Genomic DNA, 25,392 nt, shown 5'->3' with positions numbered 1-25,392 from the left:
AGCCTCCTGTTCCATACAAAAAAAGAACCTCTATGCCGATGCCTTGTCCCGCCCCGTCAACCACAGTTAACGAAGCGACACTCATCGCTGCATAGAGGTTCTTCCTCCATCATCATTCCATTATGCTATTAATTTATCGTTTCCATCTCCGTCTCGCGCGGCGGCTGATAATGGTCCAATTGCCGGAATATGATTCCCTTCTGTGCCATCATTGCCCTTACTTTGTCGCTGTCCTTCGGATACGGACGGTGAAACGCAATTTCCGTTACGCCGCTGTTGGCCAGCATATTGGCGCATGTCCAGCACGGTTGATCCGTCACATATACGGTAGAGCCTTCTCGATCAATCCGATCGGTGAACAGAAGTAAATTCTGTTCTGCGTGAATCGTGCGGATACAGCGCTGCTTTTTCACCATTTGCTCTTGACCGTCTATAACGACCTTTTCATATTGCTCCGCGATCATACAGCCCGCTTCACTACAGTCCGGAACCCCCATAGGCGCCCCGTTGTAAGCTGTGCCAAGCAGCTTCTTTCCTTGCACAAGCACTGCGCCGACATGCCGTCTCGGACAGCGCGAACGTGTAGAAACCATATACGCAATGTCCATGAAGTAAGTGTCCCAATCTTTGCGCGTTGTCGTTGTCGTTGTCATGACATCACAATCCCCTGTCTCGTTCTGCCTTAGTTCTTATGTGTTTTCACCCTATAGAGGCTGTTCAAAAGGCCCCCTTTTGAACACGCACTTATATTGTAAGCAGGCCTGCTGTGATATGCAACTGTATGCCATTACTCGACACTTATTTTGTCGCGCAGCTTGGCAAACATTTTGGGGCCGATGCCCTTCACTTTTGTTATATCGTTCACTTTGTTGAAAGCCCCATGCTGCTCGCGATAAGCGATAATCGCCTTTGCCTTGCTCGGTCCAATCCCTGGCAGCTCAGTCAAGAGATTAGCGTCCGCTTGATTGATATTAATCAAGTTCGCTGAGCTTGAACGGTTGGCGGCCGGGGGTTCAGATGCTCTTATATCTGTCTGCTGCGTAGAGTTGGAAGCGCCAGCCCCCGAAGTGCTCTGATCCGATTGTGCCGCTGCTCGGCTCGGATTAGCATGTGGCTCCTTGTCCATTACGTCGGATGCGCCGGATGAAGAAGGTGGCTCTGCCGACTGTTCGGATCCGTTTAGTGCAGACTTGGCTGAAGGTGAGGACGATGAGGATGCCGCAGCCTTATCAGTCTTCGTACGATTTGGCGCTGACTTATTTGCTTCATTAGACTCTGTGCCTTCAAGCGGTCCCAGCAACTGGGCAATTTCATCATTAACAGGTTGCCATGACTCCGTCTCTTGTTCCCACTGCGGTCTGAGCCATAACCACATACATAGGGCCAACCCGATAATTGCGATGCTAGTTCCCATGAACCAGCGCTGCAAAAAAGAAGAGAACGGTATTTTGAAATCTTTCATGCTACTACTCCTTTCGACAGAGCGATAAGGGTATAATGGTCAACCAATCCATCATATAGTTTGAAGTAACATGCGCTAATCGTATAATGTGGCTTTACAGCGTTAAATGAATAGTGTGTAGCAAAGGAGGGAACATCCGTGAAGGTCGGATTTATCGGTACGGGCAGTATGGGTTCGACGATCATTGAAGCACTCATTCAATCGGGAGCCTTGGAACCGGAGCAGGTCATTGCCAGCAACCGTACGATACAGAAAGTGCAAAACCTTGCTTCTCAATACCCCGGACTTCAAGTCGCACTTAGCAATACGGAGACGGTGGAGCAGAGCGACATCGTCTTCTTATGCGTTAAGCCATCGGAATTCAAGCATGTGCTGGATGAAATCGCTGGGACAGCGCGATCTGAACTCATCCTTGTATCCATCACAAGTCCGGTTCTGATCAAGCATTTGGAAAATAGCTTAAACTGTAAAATAGCTAAAATTATTCCGAGCATCACAAATTATGTATGGAGCGGGGCATCGCTATGCATGTATGGGGGCCGCATTCAGACCGAGGATCGATTGCTGCTGGAGCAGTTGATGATGGCCATCAGTCGTCCGCTGCAAGTATCGGAACAGTTCACTCGCATCACTTCGGATTTGGCGAGCTGCGGACCGGCATTTATTGCGTTCTTCTTGCAGAAATGGGTGGAAGCCGCTGTAGAGGAGACCGGTATTGACCAGGAAGAAGCTTCGCGTCTGGCGTGCGAAATGTTGCTGGGAACAGGCAAGCTGTTAACGGAAGGCGGCTTTACGCTCGAGCTGCTGCAGCAGCGCGTAGCGGTCCCCGGCGGCATTACCGCCGAGGCGCTGCGGCTGTTGAATGAAGAACTAGAAGGTGTGTTCCAGAAGCTCATTGGAGTCACTCACGCGAAATATGAGGAGGACCTAGAGAAGGTCCACGCTCAACTCTGCGACCATGAAGTTAACCGACCACAATATTGACGAGACGGCCTTTTACTGCGATGACTTTGCGAACGGTCTTGCCAGCAATGGCATCTTGAACGTTCTGCAGGGACATCGCTTTTTCTTGCATAGCAGCTTCGTCAGCATCGGCAGCTACGTTCATGCGTTCCGCTATTTTCCCATTTACTTGAATGACGATTTCCACTTCGGCATCTATCGTCAACGCTTCGTCATAAGTCGGCCATGACACGTACGTAATCGATTCGTTATGGCCGAGACGCAGCCATAGCTCTTCGGCAATATGCGGTGCAAGCGGCGACAGAATTTGCACGAAATTCTCCATTGCTTGCCGCGGCAGAACATCGGTCTTGTACGCTTCATTGATGAAAATCATCAGCTGGCTAATCGCCGTGTTGAAGCGCAAGTTCTCCATGTCTTCGGTAACTTTCTTCACGGTCTTATGCCATGTGCGTAAAAATGCATCGTCCGCATTCCCGTCAACGATTTTGCTGTTCAATTGGTCCTCTTCATTTACAAACAAGCGCCAGATCCGGTTCAGGAAGCGGAACATGCCTTCCACGCCGTTCGTGTTCCAAGGTTTGGTCACTTCCAGCGGCCCCATGAACATTTCATACATGCGGAGCGTGTCGCCGCCGAACTCGTTAACAATATTGTCCGGGTTGATCACGTTGCCGCGGGATTTAGACATTTTCTCGCCGTTTGTACCGAGAATCATCCCTTGGTTGACCAGCTTATAGAATGGCTCCTTCGTCTCCACGACACCGAGATCGTAGAGCACCTTGTGCCAGAAACGGGCATAGAGCAAATGAAGCACCGCATGCTCCACTCCTCCGATATACAAGTCCACCGGAAGCCATTTCGCCAGCTTCTCCTTCGAACAGAGCTCGTTCTCGTTCTTCGGATCGATGAAGCGCAGGTAATACCAGCAGCTTCCCGCCCATTGCGGCATCGTATTCGTCTCGCGGCGCGCCTTGAGCCCCGTCTCGGAATCGACCGTATTCACCCACTCGGTCACGTTCGCAAGCGGCGATTCTCCCGTACCGGAAGGACGGATCTGTTCGATATCCGGCAGCATGACCGGCAGTTCGGATTCCGGTACCGGCTTTATCGTGCCGTCTTCCAGATGAAGAATCGGAATCGGCTCGCCCCAGTAGCGCTGACGGCTGAACAGCCAGTCACGCAAACGATACGTGATCTTGCCTTTCCCTTTGCCTTCCGCTTCCAGCCATTCAATCATGCGAGCCATCGCTTGCTCGTTCGACAAGCCGTTCAAGAAGTCGGAATTAACGTGAGCGCCGTCGCCGGAATAGGCTTCCTTCGCTACGTCGCCGCCTGCAACGATCTCCACAATTGGAAGCTCGAACTGCTTCGCGAATTCCCAGTCGCGTTGGTCATGGCCTGGAACGGCCATAATCGCTCCCGTACCGTAACCGGCAAGCACATAGTCTGCGATCCAGATAGGCAGCTTAGCTCCATTGGCTGGATTCACCGCATAGGTGCCCGTGAATACGCCCGTCTTGTCTTTCGCCAAGTCCGTACGCTCCAGGTCGCTCTTGCGCGCAGCTTGATCTTGGTAAGCCTTCACGGCAGCTTGCTGTTCCGGAGTCGTAATTCGCTCTACGAGCTCGTGCTCCGGCGCCAGAACGCAATAGGTCGCGCCGAACAGCGTATCGGGACGCGTCGTGAAGACGACGAGTTCATCCTCGAATCCGTCAATCGCAAAGCGCGCTTCCGCGCCTTTCGATTTGCCGATCCAGTTGCGCTGCATGTCTTTGATGCTTTCCGGCCAATCCAGCTCTTCCAGATCTTCCAGCAGCCGCTCCGCGTATTCTGTAATTCGCAGCACCCATTGACGCATCGGCCTGCGGATGACTGGATGGCCGCCGCGTTCGGACTTGCCGTCGATAACCTCTTCATTCGCCAGCACCGTGCCGAGCGCAGGACACCAGTTCACCGGAAGCTCCGAGACGTATGCAAGCCCCTTCTTGTACAGCTGGATGAAAATCCATTGGGTCCATTTGTAATAATCGGGATCGGTCGTGCTGAATTCGCGGTCCCAATCGTACGAGAAGCCGAGAGATTTAATCTGGCGGCGGTAGTTGTTGATATTCTTCACCGTAATGTCGCGCGGATGCTCGCCCGTATCGAGCGCATGCTGCTCGGCAGGCAGTCCGAAGGCGTCCCATGCCATCGGATGAAGCACGTTATATCCTTGCATCCGCTTGTAACGGGAGATGATATCGGTTGCTGTATATCCTTCCGGATGGCCTACGTGAAGGCCCGCGCCGGATGGATAAGGGAACATATCGAGCGCGTAGAACTTTGGCTTATCTTCGTCTTCAAGCGTCGCAAACGTCTTCTGCTCATCCCAGTACGTTTGCCACTTCGGCTCGATGGATTGTGGCTGATAGCCATGCTGTTGTTTTATTTCTTGACTCATCCTAATCCTCCTCATGCTGCACCATGTAGCTGCACGCGCAAGCCACATTGAAGTGCCTAAGCAATAATGCAAGCTGTAATAATGCAACGCCGTAACTCCATTATTCAGCAAAAAAGCCCCCCGTCCGTAGCGTAATCGCTAGGGACGAGAGGCATAATTCCCGTGGTACCACCCTAGTTAGCGAAAGACATGCTTTGCCTTTCACTCCCTCTGCACCTGTAACGCGGGTGACGCGTCGCAGCATAGCCCTTCCGCTTCCGCTGCGCGACTCTGAGGCGAGTTCACCTTCTTCCACCACCGGTTCCCACCCAACACCGGCTCTCTGACAGATGGTCGACAAGCTACTATTCCTCTTCGTTGTCTTTGCTACACCTATTCAAATGTAACGTGTATGTACCTGCGATCAGTCGCAAGTAGCTATATTGTAAAGAAAAAAACGCATATTGTCAATGTTTGTCGCATCACGAGCACGCTGCTTCCTCTTTCACCGCGGCGAAGAAAATTCGCTGCGCGTCAGCATCCGGCTTCTCCCATGTAAAATCGGCAAACATCTCAATCTTATTGAAACCGGCATCTCTTAAACTTTGTGCAAGCCACTGAATATCATAGGCGCGCTGCACATGGGCTTCATCCACCCGTTCAAACAAACCGCCGTTCTCTTGACGAACAAACAACGTCAACTGATGCTCGATCTCCTTGCGTCCCTCATCAAAATCGGAGAACCATATGTAGGCGATGTCTTCCTCATCATAGGCAAAAGGCTGCGTACTCGCATACTCTTCGAATTGGCGGATAGACAGCACATCGAAGAGAAATATTCCACCCGGACGCAACTGGTCGTAAGTCGCCTGAAGCACCTGCTTGACTTCACTTTGTTCCGTAATATAGTTCAAGCAATCGCAAAAGGAAACGACTGCATCCACGGAATTAGGAACTGACCAGTGACGCATATCTTGGCACACCCATTGCATGTTCCCCTGCAGCGGAGGATGAGCAGCCATCTTGTTCTGGGCGATGGATAGCATCGTCTCAGATAGATCTATCCCAATGACCTCATAGCCTAGCGCCGCTAACGGCAGTGAAATATTGCCAGTTCCACATCCAAGATCAACAACGCGTTCAGGCTTCCCGCTTCCGTATCGCTGCCATGCCGCTTCGGCGAAAGCAATCCATTCTTCATAGGGCATATCCGCCATTAAGCGGTCATACACCTCTGCAAATCGACCGTACGATTCCATTACTCTCGTCCTTCCTCATCCCGTCCCTTTTTGATTACGAAGCATCCTAAGATGTCATTCAACATCGAATCCTGCATTCACTCTCGAAAGTCCGGTGCTGAAAAGGGGCCCTTTTGGACAACCTCTTTTAACGGCTCGGCTTGCGCGGCTCCGACTGCGCCTGCTGCAGCACGCCCGCCAATTCATCGGCTGCCAGATTCTTTCCTGCTTGAGTCAACTCCGTCCAGCTTCCGTTCTGGTCAATAAGTCCCGCTTTCATCAAGCGGCCGATCGATCTCTTAAATGCGGATTTGCTCATGTTAAAGCGCTGCTTCACGATATCAGCCGGCGTCTCATCCGAGTATGGCATCGTCCCGTTCGGGCGCTCCTTCAAGAAACGGAACAACCGATCCGCATCCTTATCCATGCCGACTTCCTTGCGTTCTGCGGTCGTGACGTTTACGCGCCCGTCCTCGCGCACGTGCGTAATTCGAACACGAACCCGTTCACCGAGCCGGAGCGGCCGCGGGCGTTGGGATTCATGCAGCAGGCCGATGATGCCGAAGCCAAGCGGAGCGCCGTCGATCACGAAGAACGTCCCCATCTTCAGAGCACGGTACACAATCGCCTCATGCCAAGTATTGAGCCATGCTTCCGGCGCATGAAAAACGAGCGGAATCAAATCGTCCTCCCGCGCGGGAAGTGCAACGAGACGGCCAAACTTATCGTGTGCCATTTTGACGTACACATCATCACCCAACTGAGGATGAAGCGGTTCGTATTCCGGCATTTCGCCCCTCGGCAGCAGCAATTGGCGACCAATGCCCATTTCCAAGAAGCAGCCGTACTTCGGGTGGATATCGGCCACCTTCAGACAAGCTACTTCGCCAAGTGTCAAATACGGGCGCTTCATCGTGGAGGCTAGTCGGTCTTCTGTATCGAAGAACAGAAATACATCCACCTGCTCGCCTGGCTTTATCGGTCCGGTCATTTCCGAGTAGTGCAGCAGCACGTCCAGTTCGCCATCTGTTAAAAAATAACCGTATGGAGAGACTTCACGCGCAACCGTTAATTGTTGAATCATACCTGCAACCAAGGTCATGCCATTTCCACAACTTTCGCATCGGACCACAGCTTCTCAATGCTGTAGTATTCCCGTTCGTCGCGATGGAACACATGCACGATGACATCGCCCATATCCACAAGAACCCAGCGAGCCGAATCAAAGCCTTCCGTACCGCGAATGTGAACGCCTGCTTCATGTGCGCGCTTGCGAATTTCGTTCGTAATAGCTTGGACCTGAGTGTCCGAGTTCCCGTGACAGACGACAAAGTAGTCCGCTATGAGGGAAATGCCTTGCAAATCCAGGACGACGAGATTCATCGCCTTTTTATCTTCAGCCGCGTCTACGGCGATCTCAAGCAATTGTTTTGAAGTGATTGCCATTGTTCAACCTCCATCTCATTTGTAAAGCTCTTGTTCCAGCTCTTCAATCAAACTGTTTCTTGCCAGTATCGTAAGCGGAAAGACGCGCCGGCGTTTGGCGAGCAAGAAGCTGATCGTCGAATCAAACCCCGCTACGAGGGCTGTGTTCACATCGCGCTCTGCCAACTCGCGGATGCGGTCAACACCTGGAAAATCGCGTCCAGGTTCGATATAATCTGCCAAACATACGATTTTGTCCAGCAGCGTCATATGAACGCGTCCTGATGTATGATACCGTATGGCATCCAGTATTTCTTTGTCTTCGATCCCATATTCATGCTGAGCGACATATGCTCCGACAGGAGCGTGCCACAACTGCTTGTCATGCTGCAACAGCTCCGGCGGCATATGCTGCTCGCGGATGATCTCTTCCATTCGCGCCGTCGGCCAGTATTTGGCTACATCATGCAGAATGGCTGCTGCCTCCGCCTTGATTGGGTCTGCTCCGTATTTGTTCGCGAGCCGAATCGCCGTATCCATTACTCCTTGTGTATGCTGCCAGCGCTGTTCCGGCATTTGAGCTTGGACGGACTCAATCATTTCTTCGCGTACTTGATTCATAAAGCCCCCACCTTGCTATATATTGTTCAACCGCATCCGGCACCAAGTAACGAATGGATCTGCCCTCAGCAAGGCGCTGTCTAATCATCGTAGACGATATGTCCATTTGCGGCATGTATGCAGCGCTAATGCGTTCACGCCATGCAACGGGCAGCATATCCAAGTGCCACGGCGTTCCCGGACGTCGGAGCCCAATAAATGTTATGCTGGTCATTAATTCATCGATACGATGCCATTGCGGCAAATAAGCGACCATATCGCCTCCGATGATCCATGACCATTCCACATCTGGATGCGTCTCCCGCAAGCCTGTTGCAGTATCTACTGTATACGATACTCCTCCGCTCGCATACTCCCAATCGCTCACTCGAAAGCACGGATTTCCCTGCACCGCAAGCTTCGTCATCTCCAGACGTTGCTCAATAGAAGCGAACGGCTGGCGGGATTTATGTGGAGGAACGCTAGCCGGCATGAACCACACTTCATCCAGCCGTGCCGCTTCCAGCGCACACTCCGCAGCGACCAGATGTCCGAGATGTATCGGGTCAAACGTACCGCCCATGATGCCGATTTGTTTCATGGGTAGGCCTCCTGTGCCGATTAAGGCAATTCAATCTGTTTTTTCTCTTCAGACTCCTTATACAGGACAATCATCTTGCCGATAACCTGCACAAGCTCTGCACCCGAACGTGAAGACAATTGCTCTGCCACTTCATAGCGATCTTCCATACAATTATTCAAGATCGACACTTTAATCAATTCGCGCACTTCCAATGCTTCTTGAATGTGACGAATGAGTTGATCGTTCGTTCCGCCCTTGCCTACTTGAAAAATAGGCTGTACATGATGTGCGAGAGATCGCAAATAGCGTTTCTGTTTACCCGTTAGCATATGTTTACCTGCCTTATCTGTATCATAATGTTATAAAATTCTTGGAAAAGGTACTCAAAAAGTCCCTTTCGAGCACGCACATGAAGTAACCTGCGGCCTCACAAACTTCCATGCCGACATCGACAATCCGAACGAGTTCGCCTGCAGTTTATTATAGCGTACGTAATACTTCTTGTCTCATCAGCTCCGCAGGAGCCTGTTTGCCGGTCCACATTTCAAACGCGATCGCGCCCTGATAGACGAACATTCCGAGGCCGCTATGCGTTCGGCAGCCTGTCCGCTGTGCGGCCTGCACCAGTGCGGTCTCGAGCGGATTATAGACGATATCGCTCACAATCATATGAGGCTGCAGCCAATCCGGATTGAGAGGAATGGCTGCAACGTCAGGATGCATGCCGACAGATGTCGTATTGATGACGATATCAACCTGTTCTGCATCGATGACTGGAGCATCCAGCAACGGCACGACACGTATCGGACCATAAGGAGACAAATCGTCGGCTAACGCCTGCGCTCTTTCGACCGTCCGATTGGCAATGATTAGCTCCTGGCAGCCTTCCTTCAACAGTGCATAGGCGATTCCGCGTGCCGCGCCGCCGGCACCGATTAACAGAATCCGGGCTGCAGAAACATGTGGAATCATCTCTTCCTTCAGAGATCGTACATAGCCGAGACCATCCGTATTATATCCGATAAGCTTCCCGTCGCGGCGGACGATCGTGTTGACCGCTCCGATAACTTGGGCGCTCTCGTCGATATTATCCAAATACGCCATGACACGTTCTTTATGGGGAATCGTCACATTAACTCCGCCGATGCCAAGCGCGCGAATTCCCTTTATGGCCTGCTCCAGCTCATCCGGCGGCACATGAAATGCGGTATAGATCCCGTTTACATCAAGGCTCTGCAAAGCCACGTTATGCATGAGCGGTGATTTGGAATGCTTTATCGGATCGCCGATGACCGCATACAACGTCGTTGAACTGTCCAACGCCCGAACATTCCCCACTGATACTACCGCATCCGGTTCCATCGTTCTACGCTCCCTACCCATGTTTGTATAAAACATTATCGTTTAAAGCAACGAATGGCGTGTCAGCACCTTTACTCCTTTGGGAGCATGAACCTCCACCAGCGCCCCGGTCGTTCCGTTGCAAGTTACCCATCCGAGACCTGAAATAAAGACGTCCGTCTCGCTTCCGCGCGCAATTCGAAATTGATGCTTCGTCCAAGCAGGCAGTTCGTCCACACGTTCACGCGTAGGCGGAGCCAACATATCGCCGCGGTGGTCACGGTACAACTCGTCAGCCCGTTCCAGCTTGGTCCGGTGAATCGGAAGCCCATTCGACACATAGCAAGTAAATGACTGGCGTTCCCCTTCCACGAAGTCGAAACGCGCAAAAGCGCCGAAGAACAACGTCTGCCCTTCATTCAACTGATATACTGCAGGCTTCAGCGGCTTGTCAGGCAGCAGCGCGCCCAAATCATCACGATGCGCCAGCTCAGTCATGCGGCTCGGGTATACAATTCCCGGTGTATCGATAATATGCTTGCCGTCATCAAGCGGAATATGCACAACATCGAGTGTCGTACCCGGATAGCGCGACGTCGTCAATTCTTGTTCCATATCGCTGTAATCGTTGATGAGACGGTTAATCAGGGTTGATTTTCCGACATTGGTAGCACCGACGACATACACATCGCGTCTTTGCCGCCACTCACCCACCTGGTCTACCAGTCGATCGAAGCCAAGGTTGCGCTTTGCGCTGACGAGAATGACGTCAACGATGCGCAAGCCGTGCTCCTTCGCCTGCCGCTGTACCCAATTCGTAATGCGATTCCAGTTCGTCGCTTTCGGCAGCAAGTCAATTTTGTTCACGACCAGCAGCACCGGGTTGGTGCCAACGAAGCGCTGTAACCCCGAAATGACGCTCCCATCAAAATCGAACAAGTCAACGATATGAATGACGAGCGCGTCTTCCTTGCCGATGCGTCCCAGCATGCGCAAAAATTCATCCTGGTCTATTGCGACAGAAGCCGCTTCGTTATAATGTTTAATCCGGAAACAGCGCTGACAAATGATCGGCGTCCGTTCCAATGCTTTTGCTGGCACATATCCTGGTTGTTCAGAATGCTCCGTTTGCAGCGTTACGCCACAACCACTGCAAGCTCGTGCCTCTTTTATTTCATCACTCAATGTCGTTCCTCCTCGTGCCACAATCCCTTTTTACGCAGTCGAGCCGTAACGATGCGCTCGATGCGTCGATTGACGCGTGTCATCCAACCTTCGTCCTGAATGGCTATCGGCTGGACCAATATTGTAAACATACCAATGCGATTGCCTCCAAGAACATCTGTAAGCATCTGGTCGCCGACGACGACCGTTTGATCTGGTGTGAGCCCCATTAGCTGAAGCGCTTTATGAAAGGCTCGTTGCGATGGCTTGCGCGCCGCATGAACGAACTGAATATCGAGCGGCGTTGCGAAGCGGGATACGCGTGTATGATCATTGTTCGATACAATAACCACTTTAAATTTTTGGCGTTTCACTTCCTCCAGCCATGCGGCTAGTTGCGGTGTCGCCAGAGGGTCTTTCGCACCTACAAGGGTATTATCCAAGTCTGTAATAATCCCTTGAATCCCTTTCTCCTTAAGCATAGCCAGATCAATATCATAGACCGTGCTTACCCGAAGACGGGGAATAAGCCCTTCCAACAAAGCAGTCACCTCGTTTTCATACGAAAAACTATACCATATTCTTTGTTTTTCGTGCAAAAAAATGCCGTTCCTGTGCGGAACGACATGTAATCGTCACAATCACGAGCTCATTCTCTACCTTTCTCTCTGTTTCATTTTACCGTATCCATTCGTTACGTTCTATAATCATCCCGCCCGTTTAAACTGACGGACAGCAGCTTTCAATCGCTCAATATCTGCTTCCTGAGTGAGAGCGTGACCATATTTTGCTTGTTCAAACAGTGGAACGATCGTATTGACGGAGGCATAGCGTTCATCATTGCCTTTACACCAACGGAAGGCCGCTTCTCGAACCGTTTCATGCGGCGCTTTGCGCAACCCCTTCAGGCGGCAATAACTGATCCACATTTCGGTCTCCAGAACAATTTTTTCATCAGGCGTCAGATTGCGCTTCAACATGCGGATCCACCGCAGCGAGAAACCAACCGAGCGCCATCTCCATAAGAGAAGCACAAGCGCACCGATAAGGACAGCAAGGACGATGATTCGAGCTACTGTTGTCACCCAAGCCGGTAAAGACGCTTGTGTCTCATCTTGCTGGCCCGGAGCTGATTTGTCCTCATCCTTCTCTTTGTTCTTCTCTTGCTCGGCTATTGGTTCAGTCTTCTCTTCTTCCTTCGGTTCCCATCGAGGCAAGCTGAATCCAGGTGTTGGCTCAAATGCGATCCAACCGTAATCGCCCATATACACTTCCACCCATGAATGAGCATCTGCATTCGTTACACGGAACGTTCCACCAGAATCGGGATCGAATTGGCCCAGCATCATATGCTCGCTCATGCCTTCACGCACGCCTGGCGCATAGCCTTTGACCCAGCGGGTCGGCACGTTGACCGAGCGGAGCATCACGGCCATCGCCGTTGAGAAATAATCACAATACCCTTCCTTCACTTCAAACAAGAACCCATCTACGAAATCTTCACTGGTGCGCAGTGAGATATCCGGTGTATTCGTATACTGGAACTGGCTGCGCAAATAGCTCTCGATTTGCTTCGCTTTATCGTAATTGTTCGTCGCATCAGCCGTCAACTGCTCGGCAAGATCGCGCACACGGGGCGGCAGCTTCTCCGGAAGTTGAATGTACTTGCTGAAGCCGAGATGCTCTGCGGCGTTGTCATCACCTGCAGAAGCTTGACGCAGCTTCTCCTCCGACACGACAGGAACCCGGGAAATCACCGTGTAGCTCTCCGGATATGGAGCACTTGGCGAACCCATATAATGAATCTCGCTATCTCTTCCATTCCACCAGAGCTCACCGATATTTTCGGTCTTAATGTCATTAATGGATTCAATCGCCTGCATGCCGAACAGCACCGGATATGGTTGTCCGCTCAACATATGGAATGTCTGCTTAATCTCACGGGTCTGTATATCGCTAGATGGCGCACCTTCCGATTCAATACGCGTGTTTGTTTTCACTCGTTCCTGCCCGTCGGTCCGGTTCAGATCCCTCCAGCCTTGCCCGGTGTACAGCTCCTTTGCCTCACCCCGCCAGTATCCTCTCGCATCGGATTGCACGGTCATAACAGGCATATAGTCCATTTGAAACCCGTTCCCGAGCTGGCTATCCTGCTGGCTGTACCCCGATGTGCTCGTGCGCGGCGCATCGTTGGAGCCTGTGACGTCCGACATCATTCGCTTGACGATATTGTCACCATCGCCGTAGCGATTACTCCAAGCGGTATAAGGATCCGTTAAAATCGGTTCGAACTCTGGCACGCTAACTCCGATAGACATGATAACGGCAATGATAAAGAAGGCACTCATCCCCATTTGAAGCGGATAACGCAACGAGTTGCGCCACATATGGGGGTACTGCTGCTTCATTTGTCCAAAATGCAAAGTGATGAGCCAGACTAATGAAGCGCCGACAATCCAAGCCACTTGCTCCCAGAGCATCGTTTCCGTGAAGGAGTCTAATATTCCAAATACGATAATTTGCATAAGAAGCCAAATAATAACCCTGCCGCTTCCTCTGACAATTTGGCCAATAGCTTCGTAGACCAGCCACAAGCCGAGCACAAACCAAATATAAGGATGGAAGGAAACTAATGATTCCGATATTTTGCTGCCGGCAACCCATAGATCGTATTGAATGAGTTCTTTATAGACCACCCACAAAATTAGAGGAAGACCGATGAAGAGTCTCCCGGAAAAATGTCTGGGAAAGAGGAGAGAAGCGACCCAGAGCACAATCAAGGATGCCTTGGACATAACAATCGTCTCTTCGAACCAGTACGGCTCAAGCATGACGATCCATTGCCAGCACATTGCGATTAGGCAAGTCCATACTAGCCTTTCATCCCAATACGAGAACAGAAACTGCTGTAAGTACTTCGTTGACGAAGGCGGCTTCTGTGATGCCGAACGCTTCGTCGTGTTCGATCGCCTCACGAGATTCAACGTGCCTCACCTCCCAGCAGCTGAGGCAACTGTTGAAGTTGGCCAAGAGGAATATATTGGAATCGATGCTTCCCAAGCATTCGAATCCGAGCATTGTCTGCCGGGGCATAATCGCTGCCCTGAATGTGAAGGTAAGTGCCATATCCCCCTGCCTTGAAAAAGGAACTGACTGCTGATATGTCCTCGCCTGTCAATCCGCCGCTAATCCAAGCAACCGCAGCGCCATTTAAGCGTAAGCTATGCTCCATAAGCTGCTTGTAAATGCGGCCATCTTCCTGCTCTGTCCGTTCCCGATGCACAGCCGACAGCCATTGCTTGAAGGATAGCGACTGCGTACGAACTGTATCGGCATCCCACCACTTCAGTCCGTTGCCAATGGCAGCGATGTAAGTCGGCCTCTCATGTGTTCTAGCATAGTCAGCCAATGAAGCAGCCGCGCTTATGGCCGTCTCAAAGGCGTTCGCTTCCTCGTAAAGCGCAGCTCTCACATCCAACACAATGAGAATGGGAGAAAAAGATTCGTGATCGAACTGCTTCGATTTCAATACCCCCGTCTTTGCGGTCGCATTCCAATGAATGCGCGAGAGCCTATCGCCATGGACGTATTCACGCACTCCATTTAATTGGGTGGATTCCCTTCTTCTCATATGGCGGTTCTGCTCTAGATGACCTTGACCGTCCTGCCGCTCCGCCTGATTCCACTTCGGAATGGACACGGTTGTCGGCATAACATAGAAGGCTGCGGGAGCTTCGAACTTGCCATGATGCTCGAACACACCGAATAAATCCCGTGAACAGCATGAAGTCGCCTCATAACGGTACCAGCCTCTCTGTAAAAACGGCGTACGATAAGACAACACGGCTGTACGCTTCGCATCCAATGTGACGACGGTTTCTTCCTCATAGTAACGCTCTCCGAAACGCAACAATTCCTCTCGCACAATAACATATGGAAGCGGGAACCAGCCAGGGACGGTAATCCTCACAGATACATTAAGTCTGGAACGTGCAGGAACGAACTTGCTCATCCCGGCTCCTAGCATGCGTTCTCCGCTTACTCTGCGAATACCTCCTGCCAATCCGGACAACCAGTAGACCGCAAGGAGCGTCGCCATCGACAGAAGCATAAATGAAGTCTTACCGCCTTGGAATAGAAAATAGAACAGACACGAGACATAGATTCCAACCGCGATAACAATCGACCGCTTGCGCGAACGACCTTGGCGTGGAACAAGTTCCATGTTATTCATGTTCATATCCCCATTCGAATCGGTACCGGTATGTTCTGCACCACTTCCCGCAAAATATGATTGGCAGTTATCCCGTCCATTTTTGCCTCCATGCCAAGCACGAGGCGATGGTTCAGCGCATAAGGAAGCAATATTTTCACGTCATCTGGCGTAACGAAGCTTCGTTCGCGAATCCAAGCGCGGGCTTTGGCTGCTTGCATCAAAGAGACTGAAGCACGCGGGCTTGCGCCCAAGACGACATGAGGATGTTCGCGTGTCGCGCGCACAATGTCAATGATATATGCAGCGACCGCATCATCGATATGAACGCAGCGAACCGCTTCCTGCATTTCTTTGATTGCAGCAATGTCCGTCACCGATTCAACCCTCTCCGAAGGCAGTCCCTCCATGTGACGGGCCAGCATCGTCCGTTCGGTCATTTCGTCAGGATACCCGAGATGAACCTTGAACATGAATCGGTCAAGCTGCGCTTCCGGCAGCATAAAGGTCCCCTCGAATTCAATCGGATTCTGCGTTGCGAAGAGCACAAACGGCGAAGGCAAGTCGAATGTTTCGCCGTCTACTGTAATGTGATGCTCCTCCATCGCTTCAAGCAGCGCCGACTGCGTCTTCGTCGTCGCGCGGTTAATCTCGTCGACGAGCAGCACATTCGTCATCACCGGACCTGGCCGAAACACGAATTGCTGCTCTTTCGGATGAAAAATAAAAACTCCGGTAATATCGGTAGGCAGTATATCCGGATTACATTGAACTCGGCGGAATTGTCCATTCATCGTACGGGCGAGTGACTTCACAAGTTGAGTCTTGCCTGTGCCCGGCACATCTTCAATGAGGACGTGGCCGCCGGCAAGCAAGGCAGTGAGCAGCAATTCAATTTCAAATGCTTTTCCCAAAATACATCGTTCCAATGTCGATTGCATCTGCTTCATAACGGAATGCAGTGAATGATAGGATGGCATGGCAACGACCTCCCCTTCAATATTAAAAATTTGGCGGATTCACAACATGTCTTATGAGCTGGATCACATGAGCTGCGCTTACATTTTTTCATTTTACACCATTCTAGGAATAAGGTACATGTGCGGATCGTCCGAATAGATTTGGAAGCTTTAGCAAAAAAATAAAGCCCCGTTGCCATGGATCGGCTCGGAGCTTATCGTTATGGATACCATTACATATAGAGGTTGAACACGCACATATACTAGCCTTTCGGGCGCACGACTAAGGCAGCTAGAAAGGAGAAGACGATGGCCGCCGATATTCCAGCGCTCGTTGTCTTGAAAATTCCGCTTACAGCTCCGACCCAGCCATCTGACTTCAAATCCGTCAATGCACCGTGAACGAGCGAGTTCCCGAAGCTGGTAATCGGCACGGTCACGCCTGCGCCAGCAAAGTCGATCAGCGGCTCATACCAGCCCAAGCCATCGACAATCGCGCCTGTCACGACAAGGATGCTCATCGTATGCGCCGGCGTCAGCTTAGCCACATCAAACATTAGCTGGCCTATCACACAAATGAGTCCCCCGATAATGAAGGCCCATAAGTAAGTCATCATTGAATATCATCCTTCCATTTCAATCGTAACGGCATGCGCAATGCTGGGAATGGTCTCCCCTTGCTGATAAGACAGCGGGGATAGCAGCGCCCCCGTCGCAGCAATAAGCACACGCCGCAGCTCGCCTTTTTGCATGCGCTTCAAAATGTGTCCGTACGTCACTACAGCGGAGCAGGCGCATCCGCTGCCACCGGCTTGCACAGCTTGTTTCTCTACGTCAAACACCATGAGTCCGCAATCTTGGAAATTGGCTTCATCCATCGGCACACCGTGCTTTTTGAACAAGTCTTTCGCAATTGGATGTCCGACATTGGCCAAGTCGCCGGTCACGATGAGATCATAGTCCTGAGGAGATCGATTCAAGTCCTTTAAATGCGTCAATATGGTATCTACTGCCGCAGGAGCCATCGCCGCTCCCATATTAAAGGGATCCGTTATGCCAAGATCAACAATCTTCCCGATTGTCGCTGCGGTTACTTGCGGGCCCTTTCCTTTCTTGGCCACAACCGCCGCTCCTGCGCCTGTTACTGTATATTGAGCGGTAGGCGGTTTCTGGGAACCGTATTCCGTCGGATAGCGGAACTGCTTCTCGGCTGTGCAATTATGACTGCACGTCCCCGCCATCGCATAGTTCGCATTGCCAGAGTCGACGAGCAGCGAGGCAATCGCCAGCGTCTCCATCGAAGTAGAGCACGCGCCAAAAACGCCGATATAAGGGACGCCGAGCGTACGGGCGGCAAATGAATTGCTTATAATCTGGTTCAACAAGTCGCCGCCGACAAAGAAATTCAATTGGTCCTGCGTTATATTCGCGTTCACGATAGCTAACTGGGTTGCCTGCTCCAACAGCTTGCGCTCGGCCTTCTCCCAACTTTTCTCCTGCATGTCCAAATCATCATGAATAAAATCAAAGTCGGCTGCGAGAGGCCCCTCTCCCTCATCCGGCCCGACGACAGTTGCGGTGCCGATAATGACCGGACGGTTCGCAAACTGCCACGTACGGCGTCCTACTTGCATCGGAATGCCTCCTCCTTCTTCTTGCTCGAATGTCCGTCTTTGCCTTAGTGTTGAAGACCGAACAGGTAATAGACAAGCGCCACAACAAAAGCAGCCACCGTTCCGAACACGACGACGGAGCCAGCGAGCTTGAACATGTTGCCCCCAACGCCGAGCACAAGTCCCTCACTGCGATGCTCCAAGGCTGCCGAGCACATCGAGTTAGCGAATCCGGTGACGGGAACGGCTGAACCCGCTCCGGCCCACTGCGCGATTTTGTCATACACTCCGAAGCATGTCAGGATGACCGATACCAAAATCAACGTCACCACCGTCGGATTGGTTGCCTGCTTCTCGCTCATATGGAAGAGCGTCATGTACATCTGTTGTATGGCTTGTCCGATTAGACAGATCGTGCCGCCGACCAAAAAAGCCCGTATGCAGTTTTTGAATACGGACCGAGACGGCTCACGCTGTTTGGCAATTTGTTTGTACTCCTGCTCCGACAGGGTCCAATTTCCCAGCTTCCATTTTGCGGACTGGGATTTGCTTGAAGCTGCCATGCCCCCACCTCCTGCGTCAAACTATACTATGGTTCTATTTCATTCCATCACAGTATTTGTCTTTTCGATTCGGAATATGTCTAGGCATGCCAATCGTTAAAATGTAACATTTTGTATATGAAGCAACAAGAGGCAGCACAAGGCAAGCAGCACAAACAGCACAAGGGCCAGACAGTCAAATGACGAAACACTCGGCTTCAAAGTTCTCCATCCTCTCCAATAATCGTCTGTGCCGCATCAAAGTGCATGGGCATAGGTTAGTGTATGCATGAGGGAAGAAAGCGTTCATCCCATCTCTCCTCGGTAAGCGAAGCGTGCTGCGTTGCAGGCGGAGGATTTCATCTGTAAATTGGTGTACAATGCGATCAAGCGTCGGCTTCACTCTTGGAATCGTCCTGCTCAATATTGTCGAAATATTCGAAATGCTCAACCTAAGAATGGAACAGAAACAGTACAGAAAGAAGGAAAGCTGTATGTTGCTACGTCAACGGCCCGGAGAAAAAACGGCCTTCCAAGAAATCGCTCCTTACGATGCTGCAATCGACCTGCAGACAGATATGGTGCTTGTATACGGCATTGACGACACGATGGAGGAACGCATTCGCAGCTGGACGGACGAAGGGTACCGCGTAGGCTTAATGACCGGCACGGCATGGGGTGAATATCAACCTTATTTGACTGGACAAATCGATGGTAAGCTGCATTGGGATGAAGCACAGACACGGGCCAACGGTACCCGGCTTATTCATGAAACCGATGATGTGCCGTACATGGTGCCGACTGTATCTTTTTCTGACTTCGTGGCAGGCCGTCTGAAGAAAGCCGTCGATGCCGGTGTGGAAGCTTTTTACATGGAAGAACCCGAATTCTGGGTAGAAGCTGGTTACTCCCCCGCCTTTCAGCGCGAGTGGGAATTGTTCTATAACGAACCATGGATGCCTCCACATCAATCGCCTGACGCCCAGTACCGTGCGTCTAAGCTAAAAGCGGAGTTATATAAACAGGCGCTTGAGCGCATTTGCTCCTCGCTGAAGTCTTACGCCAAGCATACATATGGACGCCAAATCCGCTTCTTTGTTCCGACGCACAGCCTGATCAATTACTGCCAATGGCGCATCGTCAGCCCGGAATCGAAGCTGATGGACGTAAGCGGCATCGACGGTTACATTGCACAGGTATGGACCGGTACGTCAAGGGTGCCGAATGTGTACGCGGGCGTACGCAAGGAGCGCACCTTTGAGACCGCTTATTTGGAGTACGGCGTCATGCAGGAGCTCGTTCGCGGCAGCGATAGACGCATGTGGCTATTGCACGATCCAATCGAAGACCACCCGGGACGAACCTGGGACGATTACCGAATGAACTACAAAAAAACGGTAGTCGCTTCCCTGCTGCATCCTCATATCGATCATTACGAGGTGACGCCTTGGCCGCACCGGATATATAAGGGAAAGTATCTCAGCTCCGATCATAACAAGAAGGTGCCTCTTCCAGAGGATTACGGCACGACGCTGCTCACTGTCATCAATGCGCTCCAGCATATGCCGCTTGGCGGCACGGTCAGTGCTCCTGTCGGCGTGCAGCAGGAGGGGCCAAGCCAGCCACGCATGGGTGTGCTCGTCGCTGATTCCTGCATGTATCAGCGGCTCGATCTAACGCTTGATTGGGATAATATCAAGGAGGATGAGCGCTTTGCTTCTGAGATGGAGCATATCACATGGGACGCCTTCTTCGGCCTTGCTATGCCGCTCTTGAAGCACGGCGCCCCTGTCCGTCCGGTACAGCTGGACAACGTCCGCCGCATCCCGCATTATTTATCCCCCTATGACATCCTGCTGTTGAGCTATGAGTTCATGAAGCCCGAGTATATGGATGTTCATTATGCGCTGGCGCAATGGGTACAGGCAGGCGGCGTGCTGCTGTATGTCGGCGATGGCAGCGATGCATATCATGGCGTGCGCGAATGGTGGAGTGAAGGCCAGCATTCGTATGCCAATCCGGCTCACCATCTCTTCGAGACGATAGGAGTGCCACTGGAAGCGCCACCAGAGGGTGAAGCCTTGATTACAAATGTCGGCAAAGGCGCGTTCGCCTATCTGCATGAGCATCCGGCGGCATTCGCTTCGTCGGAAGCCGGAGCGGATCGGCTGCGCGAGACGGTGCTGGCTGCGCTGCAGTCCGTTCACGGCGCTGACGCGCGGTGGGATCGCAGTCATGCGCTTATCGCCCACCGTGGGCCTTACGTGGCAGCCGCCGTACTGGACGAAGGCGTCAGCGCTGAACCCGTCCGGTTAGAGGGGCCTTTCGTCGACCTGTTCGACGGCCGACTCGCCGTACGTGCGCACGTAGTAATCCAGCCGGGCGATCAAGCATTGCTAGTCGACCTTAATCATGCGTACGCGGCAATGAGTGAGCGCCCCGTGCTGGTAGCGGCCGCGGGACGGGTAACGGAGCTGCCTGCGGCGGACAGCAGCGGCAATGAAGTGGCGTGCAGCATGTGCTGTTATTCCATACGCGGGCCAGAGGGGGTGGGCGCCATGCTGCGCTTCGCTGCCGCGGGCGCTCCAGGCCGGGTGACGGTCGAACTGGACGGGAAGCCGTATCCACACGAATGGGAATGGGAGGCGGCATCCTCGACCTTTGCCGTATCGTTCGTGCACCCTGCAGGCGGCGTTCGTTTGACGATGGAAATGGCCGGAACCTAATATCGTACAAGCAGCAGATGCGCTTAGCATCCAAGCAATGCTGGCAACGGTCGATACACCATAACAACGATGCAAATTGCCCCCCGAGGATCTTCCTCAGGGGGGGTTATGTTCTGCTTTGATCTCTTTGCTCCATTCTCCCCTACCATCAGAAAGTGCCACGCCAGACGCGTTAACGGCATATCGGAGGCTTGCGGTTATCTTCGGTGAACTACGACTCTCTTCGGTTCCTCCCTTTGCCCACTATCCCCTTATGTCAGTGAACAGGCTCTTTGGGACTTCATTTATAATTACGGGCAATACAGAGGGAATTATATAAACGCACCCATGTGATTGAAGACATAAGTTCAATATTCGTCACCCTATCACGTTCTCTGATTTTTCCCGCGTTCAGCTCTGTAATGCTCTCATTCCTGAACGGGTCAATCTCTAAGCAGTATGCTCCCTGACCAGTTCCTCCGCTCCCTGAGCGCATGGAAGAATGAGCATAAGCGACTAAATACGTATGTTCAGCGTCAACCATGTACACTCAAAAGAAGCTGGTGCAACATTATTAAACCGCTTGCCTTGATTTGAATATCGCTTTATTGTAGACGTGGGGATCAAGCTAAATTTTTGGTCATATATTGGGTCGTATAATCAATTATTTACATAACAACTGTACATCGTTGATGGGTAAGGAGGGTTAACATGCTCATAATTGAAGGCATTCATCACGTTAGTTTGAATGTGCGGGATTTACGCCGCTCCCAGGATTTTTATGAACGGATTCTTGGACTACAGGAACTCCCTCGTCCTGCCTTTGATTTTGAAGGCGCTTGGTACGCGATTGGCACAACAGATCAACAGCTGCACCTCATCGTCTACAAAGGGGAGACACTGCGTACAGGTGAAGTCGACACAAAGGATGGACATTTTGCGCTCAGAGTTTCCAGTTATGAAAATACGCAAAAATGGCTTGATCAATGCGGGATAACCTACACAGCAAAACCGTATGGCAAAGCAGGTTTCCCGCAAATCTTCATCCTCGACCCGGATCAAAATATTATTGAATTGAATGCAGAGCGGCTTGAGGAAAATTGAGAACTTTCATTTCTAAGATCAAAAAAGTGCCTCACTCCCGCTCGCATGAGCCAGAGGACGAGACACTTCATTCCTATTCCTGTATGAACCGAAATCTGCCGAACCGTTCGTGAACGTGAAAGTTGACGGCGCCAGTCGGGGACCAAGCGGTATATTCACGCGTTCCCAGATCATCCTCGTCGATGCGGAACAAATTGATGCGCCATTCCGTCCCTGTATGCGGCGTAGCCTGCAAATCGGAAAATGCGATGGCGTATTCGTAAATGACCCGGCGCTCGGGCTGAGATACATAAGCGACGGATGTGACCAACTGCTGTGCATCCCACTCCGGGTGGAAGGCTTTCGGCTCGCCCGGATTGTTCGTTATGTATGAATCGAATACGACGTTATGCGGACTGAGATTGAATTCATAATAACTCCGGCCCGATCCGGCCGTGTCGATGAAGCATTCGACCACGTCAGCTTCAAATAAAGGATCGTCGCGTTTCGTATACGGACTGACCACGCAATCATCCTCGCATTCAAAGCGGATATACAGTGTCGTATCCGTCCAGCACGATCGGATGGCGGTGCGCATCCGCGGCACTGCTCCAGTCACCACATCCGCTAGCTCTATCGCTGCGATCCCGGTCCAATCCGGAGCGTCTCCGGTAATATGCCTGCACCGGTATTCCGGAAGCTGCGGCAGTGCCGGCACGCTTTCTTCCTTCACTTCGTTACTTCCATCCTGACTTGCATTCATGTTGTCGTCTCCCCTCGTTGCTGCAAAGTGGCTGTTGCGATTCTTGCCCATTATAGCAAATTTCGATTCTTAAGTAACAAGTGAATCAGGTAGTCGTCCAAGGGAGGCGCGATATGAAAGAGGATTACGTCAAGCCGTTCGCAGGAAGCGAACAACGGCGCTGGAAAAGGAAACCCCCGCGCTGACACCTCAGGCTGGTATCAGGCAGGGACTCCGGTCAAATTCGGCCTTTATTTTTATAAAATTCATGATACAGCTTCATGAGCGCACGTTTCTCAATCCGTGATACATAGCTGCGTGAAATGCCTAATTCCTTGGCAATCTCCCGCTGGGTGCGTTCGTCCCCGCCTCCATCCAGACCGAAGCGTCCCCGAATAACTTCTTGCTCCCGTTCGTCCAATATATCCAGATTGCGGTATATTTTACTCTTTTCAATTTTCAACTGTACCTTTTCGACCACTTCATCACTTTCCGTTCCAAGAATGTCAATTAATGTAATTTCGTTTCCTTCCTTATCTGTCCCGATTGGATCGTGGAGCGATACATCTTTGCGTGTCTTTTTCAGTGAGCGCAGGTGCATTAAAATCTCATTTTCGATACAGCGCGCGGCAAACGTCGCAAGCTTCGTCCCTTTATTCGGTTGAAAGCTCTCAATCGCTTTGATCAGTCCAATCGTGCCGATGGAAATCAAATCTTCCAAGTCTTCGCCAGTGTTGTCAAATTTCTTCACAATGTGTGCCACAAGCCGGAGGTTGTGTTCGATGAGCGTGTTGCGCGACTGAGCGTTGCCTGCTGCCATGAGCTGCAAATGCTTCATTTCATCCTCTTCGGCCAGCGGTTGCGGGAAGGCGTTGTTCTTTACGTAGGACACAAGGAGCGACAATTGCTTGATGAACAAGACAATCGTCGCAAACAATCCGGTCATGCCATGCCACCTCCAGATGTCTGACGACGTTCGGTATTTATCCCAACACAGTTATACATTGTATGTGGGCGGCGGCCTAGAAGTGCATGTACGAAAATGAATCGCTTTAAAAGTCCGGTGATTTAAATCAAGTTCATCTCTTCATCGTTGTAAATACGGTGTAAGTCTCGTATTTGAGACACGCTGTAGAATACGATTCATCAAGATTCCAAAGTAAACCAACAGGAGAATGTGTACCAATTCCAAACACTTTTCCAGCAAAATATGCACCACTGTTCATGCAATCTAATCATGTTGCTGTTGAAAATTCACAGATTACCAGACTGAATCAGGATACCTCGCTCCATACTCTGGTAATTTTACTGTTAACAAAAATTTCACTCAATACAAGCCTCGGGCAAACTCCAACTTTCTTATAGCGGATATGCTGAGACTGCTGTCGAACAGGGCACGATTGAGGAAGCTGAGGTTCATTGGGATCTTTGGAAAACACCTTATCTTGGTTGGAGTAAATCTCATTCAAAGAACACCACAGATTACGATAGAAAGCACTTTAATGGAAGCGATACAGTCTCTCCAAACTAATATTGAAAAGTATTTTTCAATCTGAAGATGTTTGCAGCAGAGTCTGAAAGATATCTCATGTATGGGGATAATATCAGATTATAAAGGTATGTATTCAATAACATCATTGAAAGCAAAGAACAGCAAGCTCTTGTCTCTCGGGACATCAGCTTGCTGTTTACGCACCGCTCAGAAGTGACTGCGGTTGAGTCTCTAATACATTCATGTCATGGCGGAATCGTAATGCTCCATGCTTGTTTCAATCCACGCATCCCTGTAGGATGCGACCTTTTTAACCGAGAGTCGCCCAGAAATTACGCTGCAGATTTCAATCCGCGCATCCGCGTAGGATGCGACGTTCAAACGTCGAATTTTCGCTGCCTCTGTCTGCAATTTCAATCCACGCATCCGCGTAGGATGCGACTCGGAGAGCTGCGGAGTATAACGTTCAGCTTGGCGTATTTCAATCCACGCATCCGCGTAGGATGCGACTCTCTTTCTGGCACCTTGTACATTCCCATACCATATTTCAATCCACGCATCCGCGTAGGATGCGACGTAGCGCCCATAGATTTATATGGTCATTGCAAGTTATTTCAATCCACGCATCCGCGTAGGATGCGACGATGATAGATGACAGCTTCCTTCTTACTCATGCATTTCAATCCACGCATCCGCGTAGGATGCGACGCTTGGCTCATCAGTCCCAACCGTTCAATCGTTTGATTTCAATCCACGCATCCGCGTAGGATGCGACGTGCAATTTGTTGGCCAATTTTTGCTGAGTCATATTATTTCAATCCACGCATCCGCGTAGGATGCGACGC

23 protein-coding genes, 1 CRISPR repeat array and 1 other annotated feature (1 of these 25 running past the window's edge) are annotated in these 25,392 nt (G+C 51.2%); of the genes, 3 read left to right on the top strand and 20 right to left on the bottom strand.

Annotated features, from left to right (window positions below; all coding sequences use genetic code 11):
• Positions 1–128: 128 nt before the first annotated feature.
• Both LQV63_RS00165 and LQV63_RS00160 read right to left on the bottom strand, forming a co-directional pair.
• Positions 129–653, bottom strand: a complete 525-nt coding sequence (locus tag LQV63_RS00165; RefSeq protein WP_019422548.1) for a deoxycytidylate deaminase — start codon at positions 651–653, stop codon at positions 129–131.
• Positions 654–787: 134 nt separating this feature from the next.
• On the bottom strand, positions 788–1,462 hold the full coding sequence (locus LQV63_RS00160) for a ComEA family DNA-binding protein (RefSeq protein ID WP_233695280.1): 675 nt from the start codon (positions 1,460–1,462) through the stop codon (positions 788–790).
• Between the two features lie 138 nt (positions 1,463–1,600).
• Here LQV63_RS00160 and comER point away from each other — a divergent pair, with 138 nt between their 5' ends.
• On the top strand, positions 1,601–2,446 hold the full coding sequence (comER, locus tag LQV63_RS00155; RefSeq protein WP_019422550.1) for a late competence protein ComER: 846 nt from the start codon (positions 1,601–1,603) through the stop codon (positions 2,444–2,446).
• On the opposite strand, the gene leuS is transcribed toward comER, so the two are convergent.
• From leuS to spoVAC, 16 genes are all read right to left on the bottom strand, one after another.
• Positions 2,427–4,868 (bottom strand): leucine--tRNA ligase, encoded by a 2,442-nt coding sequence (leuS, locus tag LQV63_RS00150; RefSeq protein ID WP_233695279.1) that lies wholly within the window; start codon positions 4,866–4,868, stop codon positions 2,427–2,429. The genes comER and leuS overlap by 20 nt on opposite strands.
• Positions 4,869–5,005: 137 nt before the next feature.
• Positions 5,006–5,235 (bottom strand) — a binding site (T-box leader).
• Between the two features lie 94 nt (positions 5,236–5,329).
• On the bottom strand, positions 5,330–6,106 hold the full coding sequence (locus tag LQV63_RS00145) for a class I SAM-dependent DNA methyltransferase (protein ID WP_233695278.1): 777 nt from the start codon (positions 6,104–6,106) through the stop codon (positions 5,330–5,332).
• 127 nt (positions 6,107–6,233) lie between these two features.
• Positions 6,234–7,187: a CvfB family protein gene (locus tag LQV63_RS00140; protein ID WP_233695277.1), complete on the bottom strand. Its 954-nt coding sequence runs from the start codon at positions 7,185–7,187 to the stop codon at positions 6,234–6,236.
• Positions 7,184–7,531 carry a ribosome silencing factor gene (gene rsfS, locus LQV63_RS00135; RefSeq protein ID WP_019422554.1) on the bottom strand — a complete coding sequence of 116 codons (348 nt, stop codon included), beginning with the start codon at positions 7,529–7,531 and terminating at the stop codon, positions 7,184–7,186. Before rsfS ends, LQV63_RS00140 begins: the two co-directional genes overlap by 4 nt.
• A gap of 15 nt (positions 7,532–7,546) precedes the next feature.
• Complete coding sequence (yqeK, locus tag LQV63_RS00130) at positions 7,547–8,131, bottom strand: bis(5'-nucleosyl)-tetraphosphatase (symmetrical) YqeK (protein WP_019422555.1); 585 nt, start codon at positions 8,129–8,131, stop codon at positions 7,547–7,549.
• Positions 8,103–8,711, bottom strand: a complete 609-nt coding sequence (locus tag LQV63_RS00125) for a nicotinate-nucleotide adenylyltransferase (protein WP_019422556.1) — start codon at positions 8,709–8,711, stop codon at positions 8,103–8,105. Before LQV63_RS00125 ends, yqeK begins: the two co-directional genes overlap by 29 nt.
• A gap of 20 nt (positions 8,712–8,731) precedes the next feature.
• Positions 8,732–9,022, bottom strand: coding sequence for a ribosome assembly RNA-binding protein YhbY (yhbY, locus tag LQV63_RS00120; RefSeq protein WP_019422557.1), 291 nt, complete (start codon positions 9,020–9,022; stop codon positions 8,732–8,734).
• 151 nt (positions 9,023–9,173) lie between these two features.
• Positions 9,174–10,055, bottom strand: coding sequence for a shikimate dehydrogenase (gene aroE, locus LQV63_RS00115; RefSeq protein ID WP_233695276.1), 882 nt, complete (start codon positions 10,053–10,055; stop codon positions 9,174–9,176).
• 42 nt (positions 10,056–10,097) lie between these two features.
• The gene (yqeH, locus tag LQV63_RS00110; protein WP_233695275.1) at positions 10,098–11,219 is read right to left on the bottom strand and encodes a ribosome biogenesis GTPase YqeH; all 1,122 of its coding nucleotides are present in this window, start codon (positions 11,217–11,219) and stop codon (positions 10,098–10,100) included.
• The gene (locus LQV63_RS00105) at positions 11,216–11,740 is read right to left on the bottom strand and encodes a YqeG family HAD IIIA-type phosphatase (protein WP_019422560.1); all 525 of its coding nucleotides are present in this window, start codon (positions 11,738–11,740) and stop codon (positions 11,216–11,218) included. Before LQV63_RS00105 ends, yqeH begins: the two co-directional genes overlap by 4 nt.
• A 165-nt stretch (positions 11,741–11,905) precedes the next feature.
• Complete coding sequence (locus LQV63_RS00100) at positions 11,906–14,173, bottom strand: DUF4129 domain-containing transglutaminase family protein (protein WP_233695549.1); 2,268 nt, start codon at positions 14,171–14,173, stop codon at positions 11,906–11,908.
• Positions 14,174–14,178: 5 nt separating this feature from the next.
• Positions 14,179–15,432: a DUF58 domain-containing protein gene (locus LQV63_RS00095; protein WP_233695274.1), complete on the bottom strand. Its 1,254-nt coding sequence runs from the start codon at positions 15,430–15,432 to the stop codon at positions 14,179–14,181.
• 2 nt (positions 15,433–15,434) lie between these two features.
• Positions 15,435–16,391 carry an AAA family ATPase gene (locus LQV63_RS00090; RefSeq protein ID WP_233695273.1) on the bottom strand — a complete coding sequence of 319 codons (957 nt, stop codon included), beginning with the start codon at positions 16,389–16,391 and terminating at the stop codon, positions 15,435–15,437.
• A 242-nt stretch (positions 16,392–16,633) separates the two neighbouring features.
• Positions 16,634–16,984 carry a stage V sporulation protein AE gene (gene spoVAE / locus LQV63_RS00085; protein WP_087433049.1) on the bottom strand — a complete coding sequence of 117 codons (351 nt, stop codon included), beginning with the start codon at positions 16,982–16,984 and terminating at the stop codon, positions 16,634–16,636.
• Between the two features lie 9 nt (positions 16,985–16,993).
• A complete protein-coding gene (gene spoVAD, locus LQV63_RS00080; RefSeq protein WP_019422564.1) occupies positions 16,994–18,004 on the bottom strand; it encodes a stage V sporulation protein AD in 1,011 nt (336 codons plus the stop codon).
• 44 nt (positions 18,005–18,048) lie between these two features.
• Entirely contained in the window at positions 18,049–18,546 is a 498-nt protein-coding gene (gene spoVAC / locus LQV63_RS00075; RefSeq protein ID WP_019422565.1) for a stage V sporulation protein AC, read from the bottom strand.
• Positions 18,547–19,019: 473 nt separating this feature from the next.
• Between spoVAC and LQV63_RS00070 the strand changes: the two genes are divergently transcribed.
• Together LQV63_RS00070 and LQV63_RS00065 are read left to right on the top strand one after the other, a co-directional pair.
• The gene (locus tag LQV63_RS00070; protein WP_233695272.1) at positions 19,020–21,251 is read left to right on the top strand and encodes a hypothetical protein; all 2,232 of its coding nucleotides are present in this window, start codon (positions 19,020–19,022) and stop codon (positions 21,249–21,251) included.
• Positions 21,252–21,941: 690 nt separating this feature from the next.
• Positions 21,942–22,334: a VOC family protein gene (locus LQV63_RS00065; protein ID WP_233695271.1), complete on the top strand. Its 393-nt coding sequence runs from the start codon at positions 21,942–21,944 to the stop codon at positions 22,332–22,334.
• 73 nt (positions 22,335–22,407) lie between these two features.
• Here the strand turns inward: LQV63_RS00065 and LQV63_RS00060 are convergent, their stop codons facing one another.
• A complete protein-coding gene (locus LQV63_RS00060; protein WP_233695270.1) occupies positions 22,408–23,076 on the bottom strand; it encodes a carbohydrate-binding family 9-like protein in 669 nt (222 codons plus the stop codon).
• A 217-nt stretch (positions 23,077–23,293) separates the two neighbouring features.
• Entirely contained in the window at positions 23,294–24,001 is a 708-nt protein-coding gene (sigK, locus tag LQV63_RS00055; protein WP_019422569.1) for an RNA polymerase sporulation sigma factor SigK, read from the bottom strand.
• An 820-nt stretch (positions 24,002–24,821) separates the two neighbouring features.
• Positions 24,822–25,392: direct repeats of the CRISPR family, unit length 32 nt; unit sequence ATTTCAATCCACGCATCCGCGTAGGATGCGAC (it continues 1,072 nt past the right edge of the window).

The sequence above is a fragment of the Paenibacillus profundus genome (assembly GCF_021369635.1).
GTDB lineage: Bacteria > Bacillota > Bacilli > Paenibacillales > Paenibacillaceae > Paenibacillus_B > Paenibacillus_B profundus.
This window is presented reverse-complemented; position numbering and strand designations above follow the sequence as displayed.

Excerpts from the sequence above, each read along its gene's own strand:
- LQV63_RS00165 (WP_019422548.1), bottom strand. The coding sequence starts at position 653 with ATGACAACGACAACGACAACGCGCAAAGATTGGGACACTTACTTCATG.
- LQV63_RS00160 (WP_233695280.1), bottom strand. The coding sequence starts at position 1,462 with ATGAAAGATTTCAAAATACCGTTCTCTTCTTTTTTGCAGCGCTGGTTC.
- leuS (WP_233695279.1), bottom strand. The coding sequence starts at position 4,868 with ATGAGTCAAGAAATAAAACAACAGCATGGCTATCAGCCACAATCCATC.
- LQV63_RS00145 (WP_233695278.1), bottom strand. The coding sequence starts at position 6,106 with ATGGAATCGTACGGTCGATTTGCAGAGGTGTATGACCGCTTAATGGCG.
- LQV63_RS00140 (WP_233695277.1), bottom strand. The coding sequence starts at position 7,187 with ATGACCTTGGTTGCAGGTATGATTCAACAATTAACGGTTGCGCGTGAA.
- rsfS (WP_019422554.1), bottom strand. The coding sequence starts at position 7,531 with ATGGCAATCACTTCAAAACAATTGCTTGAGATCGCCGTAGACGCGGCT.
- yqeK (WP_019422555.1), bottom strand. The coding sequence starts at position 8,131 with ATGAATCAAGTACGCGAAGAAATGATTGAGTCCGTCCAAGCTCAAATG.
- LQV63_RS00125 (WP_019422556.1), bottom strand. The coding sequence starts at position 8,711 with ATGAAACAAATCGGCATCATGGGCGGTACGTTTGACCCGATACATCTC.
- yhbY (WP_019422557.1), bottom strand. The coding sequence starts at position 9,022 with ATGCTAACGGGTAAACAGAAACGCTATTTGCGATCTCTCGCACATCAT.
- aroE (WP_233695276.1), bottom strand. The coding sequence starts at position 10,055 with ATGGAACCGGATGCGGTAGTATCAGTGGGGAATGTTCGGGCGTTGGAC.
- LQV63_RS00095 (WP_233695274.1), bottom strand. The coding sequence starts at position 15,432 with ATGAATAACATGGAACTTGTTCCACGCCAAGGTCGTTCGCGCAAGCGG.
- LQV63_RS00090 (WP_233695273.1), bottom strand. The coding sequence starts at position 16,391 with ATGCCATCCTATCATTCACTGCATTCCGTTATGAAGCAGATGCAATCG.
- spoVAE (WP_087433049.1), bottom strand. The coding sequence starts at position 16,984 with ATGACTTACTTATGGGCCTTCATTATCGGGGGACTCATTTGTGTGATA.
- spoVAD (WP_019422564.1), bottom strand. The coding sequence starts at position 18,004 with ATGCAAGTAGGACGCCGTACGTGGCAGTTTGCGAACCGTCCGGTCATT.
- spoVAC (WP_019422565.1), bottom strand. The coding sequence starts at position 18,546 with ATGGCAGCTTCAAGCAAATCCCAGTCCGCAAAATGGAAGCTGGGAAAT.
- LQV63_RS00070 (WP_233695272.1), top strand. The coding sequence starts at position 19,020 with ATGTTGCTACGTCAACGGCCCGGAGAAAAAACGGCCTTCCAAGAAATC.
- LQV63_RS00065 (WP_233695271.1), top strand. The coding sequence starts at position 21,942 with ATGCTCATAATTGAAGGCATTCATCACGTTAGTTTGAATGTGCGGGAT.
- LQV63_RS00060 (WP_233695270.1), bottom strand. The coding sequence starts at position 23,076 with ATGAATGCAAGTCAGGATGGAAGTAACGAAGTGAAGGAAGAAAGCGTG.
- sigK (WP_019422569.1), bottom strand. The coding sequence starts at position 24,001 with ATGACCGGATTGTTTGCGACGATTGTCTTGTTCATCAAGCAATTGTCG.